This is a genomic window from Streptomyces sp. ME19-01-6, assembly GCF_033793745.1.
Taxonomy (GTDB): Bacteria; Actinomycetota; Actinomycetes; order Streptomycetales; family Streptomycetaceae; genus Streptomyces.
Genome location: NZ_JARAXF010000014.1, coordinates 24,863 through 45,704, shown reverse-complemented (window position 1 = coordinate 45,704; position 20,842 = coordinate 24,863). Strand labels below are relative to the sequence as shown.

The 20,842-nt window shown below is 72.4% G+C and carries 16 protein-coding genes and 1 pseudogene; 9 read left to right on the top strand and 8 right to left on the bottom strand.

The window, feature by feature from the left end; all coding sequences use genetic code 11:
* Positions 1-103 precede the first annotated feature (103 nt).
* A pseudogene (locus PV419_RS27845) lies at positions 104-1,254 on the top strand (glycosyltransferase family 4 protein).
* Here PV419_RS27845 and PV419_RS27840 read toward each other — a convergent pair.
* From PV419_RS27840 to PV419_RS27830, 3 genes are all read right to left on the bottom strand, one after another.
* Positions 1,223-2,365 carry a Rossmann fold nucleotide-binding protein gene (locus tag PV419_RS27840; RefSeq protein ID WP_319693621.1) on the bottom strand — a complete coding sequence of 381 codons (1,143 nt, stop codon included), beginning with the start codon at positions 2,363-2,365 and terminating at the stop codon, positions 1,223-1,225. The pseudogene PV419_RS27845 and the gene PV419_RS27840 overlap by 32 nt on opposite strands.
* A gap of 238 nt (positions 2,366-2,603) precedes the next feature.
* Complete coding sequence (locus PV419_RS27835) at positions 2,604-3,848, bottom strand: hypothetical protein (protein WP_319693619.1); 1,245 nt, start codon at positions 3,846-3,848, stop codon at positions 2,604-2,606.
* Entirely contained in the window at positions 3,830-4,558 is a 729-nt protein-coding gene (locus PV419_RS27830; RefSeq protein WP_319693618.1) for an ABC transporter ATP-binding protein, read from the bottom strand. The genes PV419_RS27835 and PV419_RS27830 overlap by 19 nt, the downstream gene beginning before the upstream one ends.
* A gap of 296 nt (positions 4,559-4,854) precedes the next feature.
* Here PV419_RS27830 and PV419_RS27825 point away from each other — a divergent pair, with 296 nt between their 5' ends.
* Positions 4,855-6,309 carry a gamma-aminobutyraldehyde dehydrogenase gene (locus PV419_RS27825; RefSeq protein ID WP_319693617.1) on the top strand — a complete coding sequence of 485 codons (1,455 nt, stop codon included), beginning with the start codon at positions 4,855-4,857 and terminating at the stop codon, positions 6,307-6,309.
* A 160-nt stretch (positions 6,310-6,469) separates the two neighbouring features.
* Positions 6,470-7,024 (top strand): Uma2 family endonuclease, encoded by a 555-nt coding sequence (locus PV419_RS27820; protein WP_319693929.1) that lies wholly within the window; start codon positions 6,470-6,472, stop codon positions 7,022-7,024.
* On the opposite strand, the gene PV419_RS27815 is transcribed toward PV419_RS27820, so the two are convergent.
* Together PV419_RS27815 and PV419_RS27810 are read right to left on the bottom strand one after the other, a co-directional pair.
* Positions 6,996-7,706 (bottom strand): glycerophosphodiester phosphodiesterase, encoded by a 711-nt coding sequence (locus tag PV419_RS27815; RefSeq protein ID WP_319693616.1) that lies wholly within the window; start codon positions 7,704-7,706, stop codon positions 6,996-6,998. The genes PV419_RS27820 and PV419_RS27815 overlap by 29 nt on opposite strands.
* A complete protein-coding gene (locus PV419_RS27810) occupies positions 7,703-8,725 on the bottom strand; it encodes an adenosine deaminase (RefSeq protein ID WP_319693615.1) in 1,023 nt (340 codons plus the stop codon). Before PV419_RS27810 ends, PV419_RS27815 begins: the two co-directional genes overlap by 4 nt.
* Positions 8,726-8,903: 178 nt before the next feature.
* Between PV419_RS27810 and PV419_RS27805 the strand changes: the two genes are divergently transcribed.
* Positions 8,904-9,695: a DUF4190 domain-containing protein gene (locus tag PV419_RS27805; protein ID WP_319693613.1), complete on the top strand. Its 792-nt coding sequence runs from the start codon at positions 8,904-8,906 to the stop codon at positions 9,693-9,695.
* Here PV419_RS27805 and PV419_RS27800 read toward each other — a convergent pair.
* Positions 9,644-10,267: an NADAR family protein gene (locus PV419_RS27800; RefSeq protein ID WP_319693611.1), complete on the bottom strand. Its 624-nt coding sequence runs from the start codon at positions 10,265-10,267 to the stop codon at positions 9,644-9,646. The two genes, PV419_RS27805 and PV419_RS27800, sit on opposite strands and share 52 nt — an antisense overlap.
* Positions 10,268-10,383: 116 nt before the next feature.
* Here PV419_RS27800 and PV419_RS27795 point away from each other — a divergent pair, with 116 nt between their 5' ends.
* The 3 genes from PV419_RS27795 to PV419_RS27785 all read left to right on the top strand — a co-directional run bounded on the left by PV419_RS27795 (position 10,384) and on the right by PV419_RS27785 (position 13,927).
* Positions 10,384-10,800, top strand: coding sequence for a DUF4190 domain-containing protein (locus PV419_RS27795; RefSeq protein ID WP_319693609.1), 417 nt, complete (start codon positions 10,384-10,386; stop codon positions 10,798-10,800).
* A 354-nt stretch (positions 10,801-11,154) separates the two neighbouring features.
* Positions 11,155-13,197 carry a hypothetical protein gene (locus PV419_RS27790; RefSeq protein ID WP_319693607.1) on the top strand — a complete coding sequence of 681 codons (2,043 nt, stop codon included), beginning with the start codon at positions 11,155-11,157 and terminating at the stop codon, positions 13,195-13,197.
* Between the two features lie 13 nt (positions 13,198-13,210).
* Positions 13,211-13,927, top strand: a complete 717-nt coding sequence (locus PV419_RS27785; protein ID WP_319693605.1) for a GNAT family N-acetyltransferase — start codon at positions 13,211-13,213, stop codon at positions 13,925-13,927.
* A 1-nt stretch (position 13,928) separates the two neighbouring features.
* On the opposite strand, the gene PV419_RS27780 is transcribed toward PV419_RS27785, so the two are convergent.
* Positions 13,929-14,579 carry a phosphatase PAP2 family protein gene (locus PV419_RS27780; protein ID WP_319693603.1) on the bottom strand — a complete coding sequence of 217 codons (651 nt, stop codon included), beginning with the start codon at positions 14,577-14,579 and terminating at the stop codon, positions 13,929-13,931.
* 363 nt (positions 14,580-14,942) lie between these two features.
* Entirely contained in the window at positions 14,943-16,292 is a 1,350-nt protein-coding gene (gabT, locus tag PV419_RS27775; RefSeq protein ID WP_319693602.1) for a 4-aminobutyrate--2-oxoglutarate transaminase, read from the bottom strand.
* A 290-nt stretch (positions 16,293-16,582) separates the two neighbouring features.
* On the opposite strand from gabT, the gene PV419_RS27770 reads away from it, so the two are divergent.
* Together PV419_RS27770 and PV419_RS27765 are read left to right on the top strand one after the other, a co-directional pair.
* Positions 16,583-18,826: an ATP-binding protein gene (locus PV419_RS27770; protein ID WP_319693600.1), complete on the top strand. Its 2,244-nt coding sequence runs from the start codon at positions 16,583-16,585 to the stop codon at positions 18,824-18,826.
* Between the two features lie 123 nt (positions 18,827-18,949).
* Complete coding sequence (locus PV419_RS27765) at positions 18,950-20,836, top strand: PucR family transcriptional regulator (RefSeq protein ID WP_319693598.1); 1,887 nt, start codon at positions 18,950-18,952, stop codon at positions 20,834-20,836.
* The last annotated feature ends 6 nt before the right edge of the window (positions 20,837-20,842 follow it).

Sequence of the window (20,842 nt, the reverse complement as noted above, 5' to 3'; positions counted from 1 at the left end):
CCGCGTCACACCACGGCGTGATACCGGAGTTACCTCCTCCGTGTGACGCGCTGGGGTGGGGCCGTTCCTAGCCTCGGTCCGCATGACCGAACAGCCACGCGGGATGCCGCGCACCCTCGTGATCACCAATGACTTCCCGCCGCGCCAGGGGGGCATCGAGACCTTCGTCCAGGCCATGACCAGCCGCTTCCCGCCGGAGGCGGTCGTCGTCTACACCTCGTCCGAGCCCGGCGCGGCACAGTACGACGCCGACCTGCCCCACCCCGTCGTCCGCGACGGCGCCCGCACGCTGCTGCCCACCCGGCGCGCCACGAGCCGCGCGGTGGAACTGGCCCGCCGCCACCGCTGCGACAGCGTGTGGTTCGGCGCCGCCGCGCCCCTGGGGCTGATGGCCGGGCGGCTGCGCCGCGACGCGGGGGTGCGCCGGATCGTCGCCACCACGCACGGCCACGAGGTGTGGTGGGCCGCACCCCGGGGACCCGCGCGCTGCTGCGCCGCGTCGGGGCCGGGGCGGACACCGTGACCTACCTCGGAGCCAGTACCCACGCCCCCATCGCCGCCGCCCTCGGGCCCGCCGCAGCGGCCCGGATGACCCGGCTGGTCCCCGGAGTCGACACCGCCGCCTTCCGCCCCGGGCTCGACACGCGCCTCGTACGCGAACGCCACCGGCTCACCGGCAGCCAGGTCATCCTGTGTGCCGCCCGGCTCGTCCGGCGCAAGGGCCAGGACGCGCTCATCCGGGCCCTGCCGCTGGTGCGCCGGGCCGTGCCCGGGGCCGTCCTGCTGCTCGTCGGCGACGGCCCCTATGCGTACGGGCTCCGCCGGCTCGCCGACGCGCACGGCGTCAGGGACGCCGTGGTCTTCGCGGGCGGGGTGCGGCACCGCGCGATGCCGCCCTACTACGCCGCCGCCGACGTCTTCGCCATGCCGTGCCGCACCCGCAAGGGCGGCCTGGAGGTCGAGGGCCTGGGCATCGTCTTCCTGGAGGCGGCCGCCGCCGGGCTGCCGGTGCTCGCCGGGGACTCCGGCGGCGCGCCGGACGCCGTCCGGGACGGCGAGACCGGACATGTCGTCGACGGCCGCGCCACGCGCGCGATCGCCGACCGGCTGGTCGCGCTGCTCCGGGACCGGCCCGAGGCCCGGGCCATGGGCGAGAAGGGGCGGGCCTGGGTGCGTCAGGAGTGGGACTGGGACGTCTCGTACCGGACGCTGGCCCGGCTGCTCAGTCCGTCAGAGGCCCCATCAGCGACATGAGCGCGCCGGGAGCCTCGTCCACCGAGTCCACCAGCGCGATACGGGCCTTCATGGGCCTGCCCTCGGCGAGCGCCTCCAGCAGCGGCCAGGCCGGCAGGCGGCGTGTCCAGTGGTCGCGGTCCACGAGCACCATGGGCGTTGGCTCGCCGCGCGACTCGTAGTAGTTCGGCGTCGCGTTGTCGAAGATCTCCTGTACGGTCCCGGCGGCGCCCGGCAGGAACACCACCCCCGCGTTCGACCGCGCGAGCAGGCCGTCCTCGCGCGTCGCGTTGGCGAAGTACTTCGCGATGTGCGAGGCGAACGCGCTGGGCGGCTCGTGCCCGTAGAACCAGGTGGGAATGCCGACCGACGCCCCGCCGTCCGGCCACCGCTCCCGCACCGCGAAGGCCGCCTCGGCCCACTCGCCGACGGACGGCCGGAAGGAGGGGGCCTTGGCGAGCAGTTCGAGGGACTCGTCGAGCATCTCGTCGGCGCACGGGGCCGCGTACGCGCCCAGGTTGGCGGCCTCCATCGCGCCCGGCCCGCCGCCCGTGGCCACTGTGAACCCGGACCGCGCCAGCGCCCGCCCGAGCCGGGCCGCGCCCGCGTAGCCCATGGAGCCGCGCTCCAGGGCGTGGCCGCCCATCACGCCCACCACCCGGGATCCGACGAGGAGTTCGTCGAGGGCGTCGGAGACGGCGTCGTCATGGATGGAACGCAGCATCGAGGAGAAGATGTCGCCGTCGGCCTTGGTGCGCTGGAACCAGGCGTACGCCAGCGCGTCCGGCGTCCCCGCGTAGCCCCGCTCCGCCAGCCCCTCGAACAGCTCCTGCGGCGAATAGAGGGTGCCGCGGTAGGGGTCGAACGGCAGGCCGGGCACCGGTGGGAAGACCAGTGCGCCGCCCGCCCGCACCTTGGCGGCGGCCTCCGGCTCCATCGGGCAGCCGAGGAAGACCGCCTCCGCGGTGTCCGTGTCGAGCAGCGCCCGCGTGCGGTCCGTCAGGTCGACGGACTGGACGCGGTAACCGGCCAGGGTGCCGCGCGCCACGACCTCGTCGAACTCCCGCAGGGACTCGATCTCCCGGTCGGGGCAGGGGTCTTGGGCGGCGGTGGAAGCGTCGTCGGTCAGCACGGCGACATGCTACTTGCGGCCGTGCGCGCGGTCTCGTCCCGCAGGTGGGCGCGGGGGCGGGCGGGGGACGGGCAGGGATCGACCGTGTGCCGCCATTGCGGCGGCCTCACGGCTGCCCCGTGGGACGGCTTCAGGCCTACGTGGCGGCCTTAGGCGTACGCGGCGGGCGGCCCGCGTCCCAGCCGATCCGCACGACAGCCGCATGGCAGCCGCAGGGTGGCCCGCGTGGCCGTGTGGGTCAGCGGTTGAACGGCAGCGTGCTCAGCTCCGCGACAGCCCAGGTCAGCGGCGTCAGCAGGACCAGCAGCGCCAGTCCGCGCAGGGCCGCGGCGCCCCGCAGCAGCCGCGGGGGCGCGCCCAGGCGCAACAGGGCGTCTGTCGTCCCGTTCCGCGCGCTCTTCGCTTCGAGCGCCGCCATGAGCGCCGAGGCGGTGGCACACATCATGATCAGGGCCGCGCCCAGGCCGGTGAGCGGGCCGAAGGGGCGGTTCCCGGACGGCCCGGCGCCGGTGCCGTACAGCTCGACCGCGGCGTACGCGCCGGTGGCGACGGCGCACAGGACGCCGACCGAGTGCCCCAGGCGCCCCGCCTCCTGCTGCAACACCCGCCCGGCCAGCAGCCGCAGCGTGCCCGGCCGCCCGGCGGCCAGCAGTCTGCCGCACAGATGGGTGAGGCCGGGCCCGGCCAGCACCAGCCCGACCGCCGTCAGCGCCCAGCCACCCACCACGCCGGGCGGGCTGCCCCCGAGCCCGCCGGGCAGCGGCAGCAGCGCGTCGGGCGGAGGGGGCGGGCCGCTGTCCGAGCTGTTCGCGAATGCCTCCAGCGCGATCCCCGCCGCGGTCAGCGCGATCCCCCAAGGCAGCCCCCGGGCCGCGAGGTCCGGCGGCGCGGCGCCGCGCGGAACCCGCTCGGCGGCCCGCGGCCGCGCCCGGCCGCCGACCCGCGCCCGCTGCGCTCCCCGGGGCCACAGACGGCCCGCGCAGGCCGCGGCCGCCACCGCCGGCACGACGGCGAGCAGCGTGACCGTGGCGGCGGCGGGCAGCGGATACCCGATGCCGAGCGGGCCGCTCGCCGCCCCGCTCGCCACGCCGGCCCACGGCAGCCACGAGCCGCCCAGATCGCCCCGCAGCTGCAGGAAGGCGAGCAGCGCCAGCGCACAGCCCAGCGCGCACGACAGGGCGGCCGAGGCGGCCGCGAGCAGGGCCGACCTGGCCGGGCCGCCGCCGGCCGCCGCGAAGACCGCGCCGAACGGGACGCTCGGGTCGGCGCGCGACACCGCGACCGCGAGGTGGGCCGTGGCGGCCAGCGGCACCGCGCACCACAGCAGCCGTACGACCGCTCCGTCGGTCTGCTCAGGGTGCCCGGCCGCGTACCCCAGGGCGCACAGCAGCAGAAAGCCCGTGCCCGCCGCCGCGGTGGCGACCAGCGACCGCCGCAGCAGCGCCAGGGGCCGGGCGCCGCGAGCTAGGCGGAGACTGAGCACGCGGACCTGCCCTCCGCCTCGGGGGAGTGGGCCGACCCCACGCGGCGCCCGTCCAGCAGCGCGACGGTACGGTCCGCGAGGGTGGCCACCTCCTCGTCATGGGTGGCCAGGAGCACCGTGATGCCGTGCGAGCGGGCCGCCGTGGTCAGGGTGCGCAGCACCTGGGCGCGATCGGCGCGGTGCAGCGGGGCGGTGGGTTCGTCGGCGAACAGCACGGCGGGCGCGGAGGCCAGCGCGCGGGCGATCGCGACGCGCTGGCGCTGTGCCTGGAGCAGCGCGGCGGGGCGCCGGCGGGCGCAGTCGCCGACGTCGAGCCGGTCGAGCCACTCGTGTCCGGCGCTCTTGGCCTCGCGCCGGCCGGCGCCGCGCAGCATCAGCGGCAGCGCGGCGTTCTCCCCGGCCGTGAGTTCGGGGATGAGCTGGGGCTCGGTGTCGATCCACGCGAAGCGGTCGCGGCGCAGCTGTTCGCGGCCGAGCGGGGAGAGGGTGTGCACGGGGGCGCTGTTGAACCACACCTCCCCGCGGTCCGGGACGAGCAGGCCCGACAGGCACTTGAGCAGGGTGGTCTTCCCGCAGCCGCGCGGACCGGTCACGGCCAGGATCTCGCCGTCGCGGGCGCCGATGGAGACGCCGGCGAGGGCGGGCGACCCGCCGTAGGCGTACGTCAGGGTGCGTGCCCAGAGCACGTCGTTGTCCGGCGGAGCCACCATACGAAGCACCTCGCCTCAGCTGCGGTCGTCCGTGCGTTCCCCCGGTTGGGTGAACGAGCGCAGAGCCAATGGGTCACTGGCACGGTAAGGACTCCGCCCGGCGCCCGCGCCCAGGCTCGGCGCGGGCACGCTGTCAGTTCCTCCGATCAGCCCTCTGGCCGCCGGTGCCGGTGGGGCGAGCCGCGTTCCGAGCCCTGCGGCAGCCGAAGCTCTCGCCGAAGCGCTCAGTGGTGCGTAGGCCCGCGGACTACTGTGGGTGTCTCACCCATCGGAGGCCTGACAGGGAGGGGTGGCACGTGACCACCGAATCGCGTCGTTTGCGCAACTACATCGACGGGGAGTTCCGGGACGCCGCGGACGGGCGGACCACGGAGGTGGTCAACCCCGCCACGGGCGAGGCCTACGCCGCGGCGCCGCTCTCCGGCCCGGCCGACGTGGACGCCGCCATGGCGGCCGCCGCCGCCGCCTTCCCGGCCTGGCGCGACCTGGTCCCGGGTGAGCGCCAGAAGGCCCTGCTCAAGATCGCCGATGCCTTCGAGGCGCGGGCCGAGGAACTGGTCGCGACCGAGTCAGAGAACACCGGCAAGCCGCTCGCCCTCACCGCGAGCGAAGAGATCCCGCCCATGATCGACCAGATCCGCTTCTTCGCGGGCGCGGCCCGGATGCTGGAGGGGCGCTCGGCCGGTGAGTACATGGACGGGCTGACCTCGATCGTCCGGCGTGAACCGATCGGGGTGTGCGCGCAGGTCGCGCCGTGGAACTACCCGATGATGATGGCCGTGTGGAAGTTCGCCCCGGCGCTGGCGGCGGGCAACACCGTCGTCCTCAAGCCCTCCGACACCACCCCCGCCTCCACCGTGCTGATGGCCGAGATCATCGGCGGGGTGCTGACGGAGCTGGGTCACCCCCGGGGCGTCTTCAACGTCATCTGCGGTGACCGCGAGACCGGCCGGCTGATGGTCGAGCACTCCGTGCCCGCCATGGCCTCGATCACCGGCTCGGTCCGGGCCGGTATGCAGGTCGCCGAGAGCGCGTCGAAGGACATCAAGCGGGTCCACCTGGAGCTCGGCGGCAAGGCGCCGGTCGTGGTCTTCGAGGACACCGACATCGCCAAGGCCGTCGAGGACATCTCGGTCGCGGGCTTCTTCAACGCCGGCCAGGACTGTACGGCGGCCACCCGCGTGCTGGTCCACGAGTCGATCCACGACGAGTTCGTGGCCGCCCTGGCCAAGGCCGCCGCCGACACCCGGACGGGCGCCCCCGACGACGAGGACGTGCTCTACGGCCCGCTCAACAACGCCAACCAGTTGGCGCAGGTCAGCGGCTTCATCGAGCGGCTGCCCGCCCACGCCAAGGTCGAGGCGGGCGGCCACCGTGTCGGTGAGAAGGGCTTCTTCTACGCCCCCACCGTCGTCTCGGGGCTCAAGCAGGAGGACGAGATCATCCAGAAGGAGGTCTTCGGCCCGGTCATCACCGTCCAGTCCTTCACGGACGAGGGCCAGGCCGTCTCGTACGCCAACGGCGTGGAGTACGCCCTGGCGTCCTCGGTGTGGACCAAGGACCACGCGCGTGCGATGCGGATGTCCAAGGCCCTGGACTTCGGCTGCGTGTGGATCAACACCCACATCCCGCTGGTCGCCGAGATGCCGCACGGCGGCTTCAAGAAGTCCGGCTACGGCAAGGACCTGTCGTCGTACGGGTTCGAGGACTACACGCGGATCAAGCACGTGATGACCTCGCTGGGCGGCTGACCCCGCTGAGAGCACGCACGGTTCCCGGGACGCGCCGTCGTGTCCTGGGAACCGTGCCTATCGTTGTACCGCACGGCCGCGCAGCCGAAGCGCGGCGGGGAGGAGCACGGCCGTGACCATCGAGCTGACCGACAGGGTTGTACCGACCGACAGGATCGAGATGGCCGCCAGCGGAGAGCTGACTCTGGACTACTTGTTCGAGCGGCTGGAGCAGATGCCAGTCCCCGAGGGCTACAAGGTCGAGATCGTCAAGGGGGCCATCTTCATGTCGCCGCAGCGAAGGAATCACTGGGACACGATCAGCGCCGTCTACGAGCAGTTGCGTGCCCAGTATGCGAGGAAGCGCCTGACATCGGACGTCCGGTTCGACTTTCCGGGCCTCAACGGGCTCTGTCCCGACCTGGTCGCGCTGAAGGAGGACGCGAAAGCGGACGACAAGGGCCGGTGCAGGCCCGAGGACATGGAGTTCGTCCTCGAGGTCATCTCCAAGTCGACGGCCGCCAACGACTACGGCGACAAGAAGGCGGTCTACGCGGAGGCGGAGGTGCCGGTGTACCTGATCGTCGATCCGTACACCGGCAGGTGTCACCTCTACACGCACCCCAAGGGGGGCGAGTATCTGAGCGAGCTGACGGTCGCCTTCGGCGAGCCCATCGATCTGACGGGCACGGTCGTCGGGCTCACCCTCACGACGGACGACTTTTCCCGCGGCTGACCCCCAGCAGCGCACACAGCACCCCGATCCGGTTCGTCGTGATCGAGTCCACCCCCGCGCGCAGCAGCCGCGCCATCGACCGTCGGGTGTCGGCGGTCCAGGCGGAGACCAGCAGCCCGTCGGCGTGGTTGCGGGCGACCAGCTCCGGAGAGACCAGCCCGAAGCGGTAGTTGAGCCAGCGGGGGCGCAGGTCCGCGAGCAGCGTCGGGCGGGGCGGGGCCAGCGTGGTCCAGGTCAGGGCGATCTCGGCGTCCGGGTCCTCGCCGCGCACGGCGTACATGGCCGCCAGAGAGCCGCTGTAGTAGGCGCGGTCCGCCGCCCCGGACTCATGGACCTCGGTGACGGCGCAGTGCGCGGCCGAGGCGTCGGGGAGGTCGATCATCATGCGGGTCGAGTCGGCCGCGGCGAGCGCGTCCCGCAGCGTCGGCACACCGCCGCCGGTCAGCCCCCGCACCTCGTTGCCGGTCAGCGCGGCAATGGGGCGGTCGTGCCCCCACAGGCGCTTGAGGGTCGCGTCATGGAGCAGCATCGGGACGCCGTCCTCGGTCAGCCGCACATCGATCTCCACGGCACCGGCCCCCGCGAGCACCGCGGAGCGGACCGAGGCGAGGGTGTTCTCGCGGCAGACATACGGGTCGCCGCGGTGGGCGACCGCCGTGAACGCCGTGGCGGGCGCGGTCATCGGCCCACGGCCGCCGTGTAGGCGTCGATCTCGGCCGACAGCCGCGCCTTGCCCGCCGGGTCCAGGAAGGACGCCTCGACCGCGTTCTTCGCGAGGGCCGCGACGCCCGCCGCGTCCAGGTTTAGCAGCCGGGCCGCCACCGCGTACTCGGTGTTGAGGTCCGTGCCGAACATCGGCGGGTCGTCGCTGTTGATCGTCACCAGCACCCCGGCCTCGACCATCTCCCGCAGCGGGTGCTCGTCCAGCGTGGCGACCGCGCGGGTGGCGATGTTGGAGGTGGGGCAGACCTCGAGCGGGATCCGGTGCTCGGCGAGGTGCGCGAGCAGCTTCGGGTCGCGGGTGGCGCTGGTGCCGTGGCCGATGCGCTCCGCGCGCAGTTCGGTGAGCGCGTCCCAGATGGTCTCGGGTCCGGTGGTCTCGCCCGCGTGCGGGACGCTGTGCAGCCCGGCCGCGATGGCGCGGTCGAAGTACGGCTTGAACTGGGGGCGCGGCACGCCGATCTCAGGGCCGCCGAGACCGAAGCCGACCAGGCCCGCCGGGCCCAGGTCACAGGCGATGCGGGCGGTCTCCTCGGCGGACTCCAGACCCGCCTCGCCGGGGATGTCGAAGCACCAGCGCAGCACGGTGCCCAGCTCGGCCTCGGCCGCCTTGCGGGCGTCCTCGATCGCCTCGACGAAGGCGACATCGGGGATGCCGCGCCGCGTGGAGCTGTAGGGGGTGACGGTCAGCTCGGCGTAGCGGATGTTCTGCCGGGCCATGTCGCGGGCTATCTCGTAGGTGAGCAGCCGTACGTCGTCGGCGTCGCGGACCAGGTCGACGACGGAGAGGTAGACCTCGATGAAGTGCGCGAAGTCGCGGAAGACGAAGTAGTCGGCGAGGGCCTCGGGGTCGGTGGGGACCGTGGAGTCGGGGTGGCGGGCGGCGAGCTCGGCCACGATGCGCGGGGACGCCGAGCCGACATGGTGCACATGCAGCTCCGCCTTGGGGAGGCCGGCGATGAAGGTGGTGAGATCGGTCAACGGATCCTCCGGGAGGCGGCCGGCTGCGACGGGCTCCGGTCATCGTAATGGGGCGTGGTCAGGGGCTCGGTGCGGGCTGTGACGGAGACTGAACTCGGGCCGTCACAGGGCGGGTACAGACCGGCGGTAGGGGTTGGGCACAGGCCGTAGCATGGGCGGACATCGTCTGGGGGAGAGCATGGCCGACCAGCCTGAGCAGTCCGAACAGCCGAAGCGGCCGAAGCCGCGCGAGAGCGATCCGTGGGCTCCGCCGGAGCAGCGGGTGCCGCTGGACAAGCCGCCCGCGGCGGCCGAGCCGCCGACGGCCGTCCCAGGGGCGGGCCCACCGCCGGTGCCGGGTGCACCGCCCATGCCGGGCGTGCCTCTCGTCCCGCCACCGCCCCCTGCGCCCGGGCCGGGCCCGGTGATGGGGGCGGGCGCGGTGCCCCCGCCGCCTCAGGCGCCCACCGGCCCCGGCACGCCGAGCGCCTATCAGCCCCCGCCCGGACCGTACGGGGCGGGGCCGTACGCGACCACCGGCTACGGTCAGCCGGGCTACGGCCAGTCCGGGTACGGCCAGTCCCCGTACGGGGCGCAGCCCGCCTACCCCGGCGGATACCCGGGCTATGGCTACCCGGGCCCGGGCTATGGGCCCGGGGCCTTCACCCCCGACAACGGCAACGGCACCGCCGCCCTGGTGCTGGGCATCGTCGGCACCGTCCTCTTCTTCAGCATCGTCTTCGGCGTCATCCTCGGCGTGCTCGCGATCATCTTCGGGGTGCTCGGCCGCTCCAAGGCCGAGCGCGGCGAGGCCGACAACGGCGGACAGGCGCTGGCCGGACTCATCCTCGGGGTGATCGCCGTGGTCGCGAGCGTCGTGATGATCTTCGTCTATATCGCGGAGGAGGACGACGACGACCCGTACGCCCACGGACCCGGCTACACCGGCGTCGCCGCCGTGGTCGCGCACTCCCCGGACGACAGCCGCTGACGGGCCTCCATCAGCGCGAAACCCAGCAGATTCAGCCCGCGCCAGCGGGCTGGATCCTGGGACCGTTCGTCGTCCGCCGCCAGGCCGATGCCCCATATACGGTCCACCGGGCTGGCCTCCACCAACACCCGCGACCCCGTCCCCAGCAGATAGTCGCGCAGCAGCGGATCCGCCCCGAACTTGTGCACGCTGCCCCGGACCACCAGCTCGAAGCGGTGCCGCTCCCACTCCGCCTGGTCGAAGCCGCGCACCGAACGGCCCGCGTCCTTGGCCTGCTTGGGATGGGCCGCCTCCAGCGCCCGCCGCTCGGCGTCCGCGTCGCCGAACAGCCGGGCCTTGCCCGCCATCATCCAATGCTCGGCCGTCGCGTAACGGACGCCGTCGACGACGAACTCCGAGGGCCACCACTGGCTGAAGCACCCGGCGCCCACACCCCCGCCGCGCGGCGGGCGGTGGCCCCAGAACCACACGTACTTGAAGCGCTCGCCGCTCGCCTCCCGCCCGGTCAACTCCGCCACCGAACGCGGCCCGCCGTCCGCTGAAACCGAAACAGTCTCCCCGTTCGTCTCCATGCTCAGATTTTCGCATCTGCCACCGACAGCGCGGAGTGAGCTGCCACCACGGCTGGGCCCGGAGACCGATCAGCCCATAACATTGCACGGCACTTCATCAGGAGGGGAGACAACTCATGTCCGCTACCAACCCACAGCCCGGTCCGTACGACCCCAACCAGTACGGCACGCCCCAGCCGCCCGCCCAGCCCCCGCAGTACCCCGGCGCCAACGCCGGTTACCCTGCCGCGCCCCCCGTCCACCCGGGGGCCACCGGGATGCCCATGCAGCAGAGCAACGGCCTGGGGACCGCCGCGCTGGTGTGCGGCATCATCGGGCTGGTGTGCGGGATCACCTACTTCCTGTGGGTCTTCGCCATCATCCTGGGCATCCTCGCGATCATCTTCGGCTCGATCGGCAAGGGCAAGGCGAGCCGCGGCGAGGCCAACAACGGCGGGTCGGCCACCGCGGGTCTGGTCTGCGGAATCATCGGCATGGTCGTTCCGATGATCTACCTGATGGCGCTCGACGCCGCACTCGACTCCATCTTCTAGCCCGGTCCGACGGACCGGAGCCGGTGATGTCGGCGCCGCCCCGATGCTCGAAGCCGTCGCTCGGCGATGCGCGGAGACGGGGTGGCGTGCCGCGGCGTCGCATACAGCCGTCGAGCAGAACAGCGCGACACGGCACGGCATTTGACCGGGCGCTTGTAGGGTGACCGGGTGCATCCGGATCTCTTCGTGGCATTGACGGCTGGACGTACCGAGCCCTTGAGGGACTGGCTCTCCCAGCAAGACGTCAGGACCGGCATGCTGAGAGCCCTGCCGCGCTGGGACGCCGAGGCTCCGAGGGACGGCGTGCCCTCCAGCCGCAGACCTCCGGGCAGGAGAGCCGACGCGGCGGAGGAAGTGTCCGTCCAGTTGCCGCAGGCCGCGCGAGTCAACGGCGGCCCGGCCCTGTTGCTGCTGTACATCCTCCTGGAAGTCGAGGAGGCATGGGAGGTCTCCTACCACTACCGCCCGCTGTGGGACACCCTGCGCGGTGCGCAAGACGCCTTGCGTGATCGGTTGCCGGGCCTTGCGGAGAGGGACCGGGCAGCCGCGGGGGCGGTTCTGGCGCTGATGGAGAGCCTGGACGCGCAGATTCTGACGGAAAACGCCTTGATGTGCGGGCGCTTGGCCAGCTGCGCCGACGCTGCCGAATTGGCAGTGGAAAAAGGGCGTGAGGCGGCAGATCTGGCCTTGCGGGCAGCCATCGGCCTCCCCGAATTGAGCACATGGCTCGTGGCGGTGGCCAGACGTTACTGTCTCCTGCACGAAGCGGTCGCCCGCGCCGCGCGTGCGATGGTGGCGTTCTTTGACACGGGCGCGCCGCTCGACGACGCGATCGCCACTGTCGCGGAAGCGGAGAGGGCGATGGCCGGTCATCGCTCGCGCAGTGAGTTGAGGGCTCATCGCGCCAGCCTCATCACGCTCAACCAGCACAAGGACGCCGAATGGCTGCGCATCGACCATGGAAGCGTGGTGTTCATCTATCCCTTCGCTGTCCGTGGACTCACTCCCGAGCAGGTGGTAGCGGCGGCGAGCGGTGATGCCGCCGGGTGGCGGCTGGCCGGGGCCACGCCGCTCGACGTTCATGACGCACTCGACCTCGATGACATCTGGGACGGTTCGGATCCCTTGGGGCGGGGCTATGACGGCACTTTCCTCGAACTGCCCGACGTCACCATATGCAGTATCGACGGAGTCGAGCTCGGAACGGTCACGGCGCAGATCCGGTTCTCTGGGCTGGGAAATCACCATGTGAGATTCCAGGCCGAGCTCGTCGAATCCTCGCCCATGGACATCCATGCCATGCTGATGCGTGCCGCACCAGAACACGGGGTGGCGCGCGTGGGATTTCGGGCCGCGGAGCCGGACGGGCAGGCCTGGCCCAGGTTATCGGATTTCGCCATGCAGCTCGTGGACGATGTGAGCGTGGCGCTGCAGGGATCCGCAGAGGGGATTCCGGTACGCAGCGTGGCCAGACCGGGAATGTTTCAGGTCGTCATCTCGGTGAACGCGGCCTCGAAGGCACTGGGTCCGGCCGGCGGCAGCGGCAGAAGTGAAGTGCTCACCGTCGAAGAATTCAATGCAGCGGTGGGAGCCCAGGTCCTCACCAGTCCGGTCGCCTCCGACATCGGATCCCTGGCCGAGTGGATCCGCTATCCGCTCCATGACGCCGCGCAGGTCGATGCGATGGGCCTGACGACGGACTGGACGGTGCGTACGTGTAACACCGTGCTCCTGGTGGCTCCCGGTACTCCTGAGTGGGTCACCAGAACCCGCGGCAGCATCGCCGAGTTCGTGGCCTCCCTCGACGGCTTGTTCGCCGGCTGGTCTCATGAGCTGGCCAGTCACTACACGCGGGCAAAGGAATTCCAGCGCCGGGTGGCCGAGGCGGGGGTTGTGGACGATCTCCCTGCGGCCGCGCTCGGCGATCTGTCCAGCCAGCTGGACGAGGAGCGGCTGCGACTGAACAACTTCGCCGTCGAGGCCCGCTCCACGATGGCCCTGATACGTTCACCTTCACTCGTTTCCTCTCCCGTGTGTGCCGCTATGCTGGGATTGCTTCTCGACCGATCCGGATACCAGGCGCGCGTCGAGGAGATCGTCCTGAAGATCGAAGAGGTCGCTCACGAGCAACTCGGCCTGACGATTGAAAAATTGTCGCAACAGCGTGCCGATCGGGAATCCCGGGAAGAAGTCAGGACCGAACGGCAGCAGCGGGCCAAGCTCGACACCATGCTTGCCGTCATCGCCGCCGTGGGCGTCTCCGGCCTCGGCCAGATATTGCAGGCCGGTTATGACATTCAGGCCGCCGGCGCCTTGACGATCATCATGGTGATCGTGATTCTGGCGGTTCTGGTGGGCGGCTGGTTCTGGCGGGCGGCCGGAAGAAGGGATTCGTAGGGTGCGTCCCGGGATGCGTATGGTCGAGGTGCGCGCCGACGATGACCTTCTGCTCACGCGGGTGTACAGGGACGTGCTGCTGGCGTACTTCCCGTCGAACGAGCTCGAGTCGTATGACGAACTGCGGTCGGGGCTGGAGAAAGACCTCAGGCTCGTCACCGCGATCGTGGACGAGGATTCTCTGCCGGTGGCCGCGGCTGTCGGTGACTGGTCACCCGAATCGGGGGTGCTGCTGCTCGCGTACCTCGCCGTGCGTGCCGAGGCCCGCTGCAGCGGACTGGGCAGCTTGCTGATGGAAGAGGTGAGCGGTGGTTGGCAACGCCGTCTTAGGCCCCTGCTGACCCTCGCAGAACTCGAACATCCGCTGGCTCATCAGGGCGATGAGGTGTACGGCGATCCCGTGGCGAGACTGCGTTTCTACGCACGGTGTGGCGGCCGTGCCCTCGATGTGCCGTATTTCCAGCCGTCTCTGGGCAGTGGCATGGACCGGGTCTACGGGATGCTCCTCGTGATGCTGTCGGGAAGCGCTGACGTGGGTGGGCGGTCCGGTGCCACGATCCGTCCCGGTCCGATACAGGAGTTCATGCAGCGGTATTTCCTCGATACCGAGGGCACGGTTCCGAGCGACCGGCCTGCCAGACAGATGTGGCAGGCGATGGAGCGGCCCGGAGGCATCCCCCTGCTTCCCCTCACGGACGTGCGGAGGCTACCCCTGTCCGCCCTCGGGTGACTCAGCCGTCCCTGTTGACGCGCCGGACCACTGCACGTTGCCCCCGCGACAGCGCCCACCACAGCACCCACAGAAGACAGCCGGACAGACACCAGCTCCCGGCCACGTCCAGCGGCCAGTGATAGCCGCGCCGAACCAGCCCCACGCCCACGGCGAGGTTCAGCAGCACCACCGCCCCGACGAGGGCACGCCGGAGCGGCCGGTGCCGCTTTTGCAGGTTGTGGAGATACGGGCGCAGCAGCAGGACGGCCGCGCCGTAGGCGACCGCGGCGGTGGCGGCATGGCCCGAGGGGTAGAAGCCGGAGCCGTCCGCGAGGGGGCCGGGCGGGCCGGGGCGGTCGATCAGGGCCTTGGCCGGGGCGACGAGGGCCGGGACCGCCGCCATCGCCGCGGCGGCGGCCAGCGGGGGCAGCCACCAGCGCGCTGCCCCCGCGCGCCGCTCCCGCCACGCCACCCAGCCGAGCACGGCCGCGAGCACCGGCAGGGCCACGGCCATGTTGCCGAGGTCGGCGAAGAACTCGGCGGCGGGGGAGGGAAGGAGCGTGGGCCCGAGCCCTGAGGACGTGGTGAGCGCCCGGCCGAGCCGCTCGTCGAGCGAGCGCAGCGGGCCGTGGGCGGCCACCTGCCAGGTGCCCAGCGCGAAGAGGGCCACCAGGGTGAACAGAGCCGCCAGGGCGCGGACCGACGTGAGAATGATCGGCGGCCCCGGAACAGGGGGGGTGGTTCCGGGGCCGCCGGGGTGACCGGTGTACCGCGCGCCCCGGGGGGTTTGGGGCGGGCGGCCATCCGATCGGTGAGGAGATCCGGAGCCGGAGGCTCCAGTGGTGTGCGCGAGGGCACAGCCGGGTCGGGGCTGGGGAAGCACCGGCTCGGCGCCGCTCGCAGTCCCCTGCGAGCGGGGTGTTTCTCTCATCTGTCACGACCGTACGGCAGCGAAGCCGCGCCCGACAGGCCGATCACCCAGCTGTCATCGCCCTCGCACATCTTCTTCACGCCGCCCATCGATCACTCACAGTCACAGCTGACCGAACGCCTCTTCGAGAACGCCCAGCCCCTCGTTCAGCAGCTCCTCGCCGATGACCAGCGGCGGCAGGAAGCGCAGCACATTCCCGTACGTACCGCAGGTCAGGACCAGCAGGCCCGCAGCGTGACAGGCCTTGGCCAGCGCCGCCGTCGCCTCCGGGTTCGGGTCCTTGGTGCCGGACTTCACCAGCTCGATGGCGATCATGGCGCCGCGACCGCGGAGGTCGCCGATGATGTCGTGCTTGTCCTGGAGTGCGGCCAGGCGGGTTTTCATGACGTGCTCGATGCGCTGGGCTTTGGCGTTGAGGTCGAGGTCGCGCATGGTCTGGATGGCGCCGAGGGCGGCGGCGCAGGCGACGGGGTTGCCGCCGTAGGTGCCGCCGAGGCCGCCGGTGTGGGCGGCGTCCATGATCTCGGCGCGGCCGGTGACGGCGGCGAGAGGGAGGCCGCCGGCGATGCCTTTGGCGGTGGTGATGAGGTCGGGGACGAGGTTTTCGTGTTGGCTGGCGAACCACTGTCCGGTGCGGCAGAAGCCGGACTGGATCTCGTCGGCGACGAAGACGATGCCGTTGTCCTCGGCGAAAGCGGCGATCTTGGGGAGAAAGCCGGGGGCGGGCTCGATGAAGCCGCCTTCGCCGAGGACGGGTTCGATGATGATGGCGGCGACGTTGTCGGGGCCGACCTGCTTTGTGATCATGTCGATGGCCTGGGCGGCGGCTTCGTCGGCGCAGTGGTCCGGGCCGGTCGGCCAGCGGTAGGGGTAGGCGACCGGGACGCGGTAGACCTCGGGCGCGAACGGGCCGAAGCCGTGCTTGTACGGCATGCTCTTCGCGGTCAGCGCCATGGTGAGGTTGGTGCGGCCGTGGTAGCCATGGTCGAAGACGACGACGGCCTGGCGCTTGGTGTAGGCGCGGGCGATCTTGACGGCGTTCTCGACGGCCTCGGCACCGGAGTTGAAGAGTGCTGACTTCTTGGGGTGGTCGCCGGGGGTGAGGGCGGCGAGCTCCTCGCAGACCTGTACGTAGCCCTCATAGGGGGTGACCATGAAGCAGGTGTGGGTGAAGTCGGCGAGCTGGGCGGTGGCGCGGCGGACGACGGCCTCCGCGCTGGAGCCGACGGAGGTCACGGCGATGCCCGAGCCGAAGTCGATGAGGGAGTTGCCGTCCACATCCTCGATCACCCCGCCACCCGCCCGCACGGCGAACACCGGCAGGACGGTCCCCACACCATTGGCCACCGCCGCGGTCTTGCGCGCGAGCAGCTCCTGGGACTTCGGGCCGGGAATCGCGGTGACGACGCGGCGCTCCTGCGGGAGTGAGGGGCCTCCGGACAGTTCGGTCATGGGGTGCTCCAGGTGGTCCAGGGGGAGGAGGGAAGGACGGCGCTTCAACTCGCAGGCTAGGCGGGGCGCGGGGGGTGCGGCATGTTCCGTTCGGGAGTAGTGGGCGTGTTGCGTTGTCCATGACGGACATAGCGCGGAGCTCCGTCACTGCCGCTGTGCCGCCGCCCGCGGGACGTGGGAACCGCCGGGTCGCTGAACTCCTCGGCCGGGAACACTAGATTGGACGCCGGCGCGTCAGCGCGATGACGCGAAGCACGGAGCACAGCCGGTCAGGGGGCAAGGGGCAGCAGATGGACACCGAGGGCACATTCGACTCACGCGGCACCCACCGCAACCCACCCCCCCACCCGGCCACCCCACCCCCTTTCCCCACCCCGCTCCCCAACCCGCCCGCCGGCCCTCCACCCGTCGCGGGACCGCCCTCGTACCCCCACCAGGCCCCCCCGCTCCCACCCCAGCCGTCGGCCCCGCCGCCCATGAGCCTCCCGGCGACGCCTCCGAGCCCGGCAACGGCTCCACCTGCGGCGGAGCCACCCCTGATCTCTTGGCTGCGTGTGCCCCGGGCGGCGGCGGCTCCAGGAGTCTGGACGTACGGACACAAGCCCAAGCTGCCCGAGGACCCCGATCGGATCCCCGGTCGCCGCTTGCTGAGCGGTGCGCTCATCGCTGCCCTCTGCGGCTGGCTGTTGTGGTCGTTGCTCTGGCACGGTTACCTCGGCAACTACTGGAACTGGCCCTTGTACTTGCTGACGCCCGATTCGTGGTACCAGCGGGGTGGCAATACCGATGCAGGCTGGTGGGCCCAGCGTCTCTACATTGGCCTGGTATGGGTGGCACTGGGTGTGATTTTTGGTCGTATCGGCCACTGGGACGAAGTCTGGCGGCGATACATGGCCCCCCTCTTCCGCCGCGCATGGGACGACCCCGGCTCGTCCCCCGCCCCGGCCGACCCCCAAGCCGACCCCGCCCAGTGGCCCGAGCTGCGCGCGGCAGGGGCGCACAGTGCCGCGGATCGGTTGGCCGAGGAGGCGCGGGCGGGGCGGATGAATGATGTGGATCACGTGCGGATCCAGCGGGCCTGGCAGATCGTGCGGGCCGGCCGGGACTCGCTCGCCGCCTTCACCGACACCGTGCTGCGTCACGGCGCCGCCGCGCACGGGCACCCTTCGGGCGCGCGCGATCTGCCTGCCCGTATGGCGGAACACGACCTGGTCGCCCGCCAGGTCCGCATCGGTACCGCTGCCGATGACCTCCGCAACCCCTACCGGCACCGAGGTGTCGGCCTCGCCCTCGATCCCGACGTGCTCGGTACGTCTCTGCTGGCCGTCGGGCCGGCCGGGGCGGGGAAGACCGGGCGGCTGGTGCGGCCCGTGGTGGAGGCGCTGTGTCTGCAGGCGCTCGCGCGGCACGTGGCGGTGGTGGCCGTGGGGGCGGCGGGGTCGGGGCTCGGGACCGATGAGGCGTTCGATGTCGTGGTGAAGATCGGCCGCCCCGACTCCGCGTACGATCTCGACCTCTACGGCGGCACTAATGACCCCGACGAGGCCGCGGGCGTCCTCGCCGAGGCCCTGATCGGCGACATGACCGCGTCGCTGCCGGGCGGGGACAGCCGCCGGGCGGCCACCGCGCTCGCCCAGCTGCTCGGCCCGTACCGCGCCGCCCACGGCCGTTTCCCGTCCGTGCCCGAGCTGCGCGAGCTGCTGGACGGCTCGAAGGCCGCGGTCGGGGCGCTGCGCGAGGCGCTGGACGCGGCCGGGCAGTCGGCGCAGGCGCGCGAGCTGGACGCCCGTGTGCGGCAGGCCGGCGCGCCCGGCGACGTGGGGGCGCTGCTCGCCGACCGGATCGCGCTGCTGGACCGGCCGGTGTTCGCCGAGTTCTTCAACACGGGCGGTGACCGGCGCCCCTTCTCGCTGCGCGCCCTCGAGCACCCGCTGCGGGTGCGGATCGACCTGCCCGAGCGCGGTCACCTCGAGGCGTCCCGGATGCTCGCCCGCCTGGTCCTGGCGCAGTTCACCGAGTGCGCCGTGGGCCGCGCCGACCGGTCGCTCTTCGCCTGTCTGGTGCTTGACGATGCCTCGCACACCGTCACTCCCGAGGCGCTCCGCGGTATCCAGCGGCTGCGTTCGGCCAACGCGGGTGTCGTCCTGACCCTGCGCACCCTGGACGACGTGCCCGAGGCGCTGCGCAGCGCGCTGCTCGGCGCGGTCGGTTGCCGGATGGCCTACGCCGGGGTGACGACCTGGGACGGGGCGCGGTTCGCCGAGGTGTGGGGCACGGAGTGGGTCGAGGCGCGGGATGTCACCGACCGGCAGATCATCGCGGAGGAGCCCTTCACCAAGGTGCTGCACTTCATCCGGAAGGTGGTCACTGGCAAGGCTGTGACGACCCAGTCGGTGACCGTGCGGAAGGTCGAGCGCGAGCGCTGGTCGGCCTCGGAGCTCGCGCACGCGGTCCCGGCGGGGCACGCCGTGCTGTCGGTGACCTCCGTCCGGGGCGAGAGCGGGCCGCCGGTGCTGGTGGATTTGCGCGCCTGACGTCCGCGCGCAGCCGAAAATCGACGTTCCTCGATACCCCGGATTCGTCCATTAAGGCAGTATCGGTTGCAGCCGTTCATACGGGACGGCGAAATCTCCGTGCCGAAGTCCACCGAAGGTGACATGCCTCCCACCCTCGCCTCACTGGTCCACCACACCGCGCTGAAGCTGTCCGTGCTCGCGGGTGGGGACCGGCTGGAGACGCCCGTGCGCTGGGCACACGTCAGCGAGCTCGCCGACCCCGTGCCGTACATGGAGGGTGGTGAGCTGCTGCTGACCACCGCGATGAAACTCGACGCCGAGGACCCGGAGGCGATGCGCCGTTACGTGCGGCGGCTGGCCGGTGCCGGGGTGGTGGGTCTCGGCTTCGCGGTCGGGGTCAACCACGACGAGGTGCCCGCCGCGCTCGTCGCCGCGGCGGAGGAGGAGGGTCTGCCGCTGCTGGAAGTGCCGCGGCGTACGCCCTTCATCGCCATCAGCAAGGCCGTGTCCGCGGCCATCGCGGCCGACCAGTACCGCGCGGTGACCGCCGGGTTCGAGGCGCAGCGCGAGCTGACGCGCGCCGCGATCGGCACCGAGGGGCCCGCCGCGCTCCTCGCCCGGCTCGCCGCGCACCTCGACGGCTGGGCGGCGCTGTACGACGCCTCCGGCGCGGTGGTCGCCGCCGCCCCCGACTGGGCGGCCCGCCGGGCCGCCCGGCTCACCGCCGACGTGGAGCGGCTGCGCGCCCGGCCGGCTCCCGCCAGTGTTGTCGTCGGCGGAGAAGGCGCCGGGGACGGCGCCGGGGGCGGGGACGGCGAGGGGGACGGCGAGGGAAAGGGCGGTGCCGATGGTGCGGATCCGGCCGATGCGGCGGCCGCGGACCGGGTGGAGCTGCAGTCGCTGGGCACCGGCCGCCGCGCCCGTGGCGTGCTCGCGGTCGGCACGGGCGCGCCCCTCGGCACCGCCGAGCGCTATGCCGTGCACTCGGCGGTGGCGCTGCTGACCCTGACCACCGAGCGTTCCCGCGCCCTGCAGGAGGCCGAGCAGCGGCTCGGCGCCGCCGTGTTGCGGATGCTGCTCGCGGGCGAGCCCGACCACGCGCGGGCGGTCGCCGGGCAGCTGTACGGCGGTCTGCTCGACGCGCCGTTCCGGATGCTCGTCGCCGAAGCTCCGCACGGAGGCGGGCCGCAGCAGCCGGGCCCCGCCATCGGCGGCGGGGAGGAGGCGTCGGCGGAGAGTCCGGCAGACGCCGTCCCAGGCGGCGCGGGCCCAGGCGGCGCGGGCCCGGGCGGCGCGGGCTCAGCCGGTACATGTCCAGCCGGTACGGGTCCGGGCGGTGCAGGAGCCCGTACCCGTCAAGGGACCGGAACGGCCCCAGCCGAGGCGGTCCCGGCCGACGAGCCCCTCCGCTCCCTCGCCGACGCCATGGAGGCGGCCGCCGCCCGCTCCGGTGAGGCCGTGCTGGTGGTGCCCGATGGCGAGCGCCTCATCGTGCTGGCCCCCGACGGCGGTGCCGCGGTCTCCGCCTGTGCCGAGCACGCCAAGGCGGTCGAGAGCCGCCGCGGCGCCGCGGCCCGCCCGCGTGACCGCAGCGCCGCACCCCCGGGCGACGACCTCGTGATCGGGTTGTCCGCTCCGGCGGGTCCGACGGCCGCCGCGGCCGCCTACCGCCAGGCGGAGCAGGCGCTCTCGGTGGCCCGGCGGCGGGGCCGGGTACTGGTTGAGCACGAGGAGGTCGCCGCGGGCTCCGTGCTGCCTCTGCTGGCCGACGACGCCGTACGGGCCTTCGCGGACGGCATGCTGCGGGCGCTGCGGGAGCACGACGCGACGGGCCGCGGGGACCTGGTGGCTTCGCTGCGGGCCTGGCTGTCCCGGCACGGCCAGTGGGACGCGGCGGCCGCCGACCTCGGCGTCCACCGGCACACCCTCCGCTACCGGATGCGCCGCGTCGAGGAGATCCTGGGGCGGTCGCTGGACGACCCCGATGTGCGCATGGAGCTGTGGCTGGCCCTCAAGGCGACCGCGTGAACCGGC

Excerpts from the sequence above, each read along its gene's own strand:
- PV419_RS27800 (WP_319693611.1), bottom strand. The coding sequence starts at position 10,267 with ATGGAGACGAACGGGGAGACTGTTTCGGTTTCAGCGGACGGCGGGCCG.
- PV419_RS27795 (WP_319693609.1), top strand. The coding sequence starts at position 10,384 with ATGTCCGCTACCAACCCACAGCCCGGTCCGTACGACCCCAACCAGTAC.
- PV419_RS27815 (WP_319693616.1), bottom strand. The coding sequence starts at position 7,706 with ATGACCGCGCCCGCCACGGCGTTCACGGCGGTCGCCCACCGCGGCGAC.
- PV419_RS27805 (WP_319693613.1), top strand. The coding sequence starts at position 8,904 with ATGGCCGACCAGCCTGAGCAGTCCGAACAGCCGAAGCGGCCGAAGCCG.
- PV419_RS27785 (WP_319693605.1), top strand. The coding sequence starts at position 13,211 with ATGCGTATGGTCGAGGTGCGCGCCGACGATGACCTTCTGCTCACGCGG.
- PV419_RS27765 (WP_319693598.1), top strand. The coding sequence starts at position 18,950 with ATGCCTCCCACCCTCGCCTCACTGGTCCACCACACCGCGCTGAAGCTG.
- PV419_RS27820 (WP_319693929.1), top strand. The coding sequence starts at position 6,470 with ATGGCCGCCAGCGGAGAGCTGACTCTGGACTACTTGTTCGAGCGGCTG.
- gabT (WP_319693602.1), bottom strand. The coding sequence starts at position 16,292 with ATGACCGAACTGTCCGGAGGCCCCTCACTCCCGCAGGAGCGCCGCGTC.
- PV419_RS27830 (WP_319693618.1), bottom strand. The coding sequence starts at position 4,558 with ATGGTGGCTCCGCCGGACAACGACGTGCTCTGGGCACGCACCCTGACG.
- PV419_RS27770 (WP_319693600.1), top strand. The coding sequence starts at position 16,583 with ATGGACACCGAGGGCACATTCGACTCACGCGGCACCCACCGCAACCCA.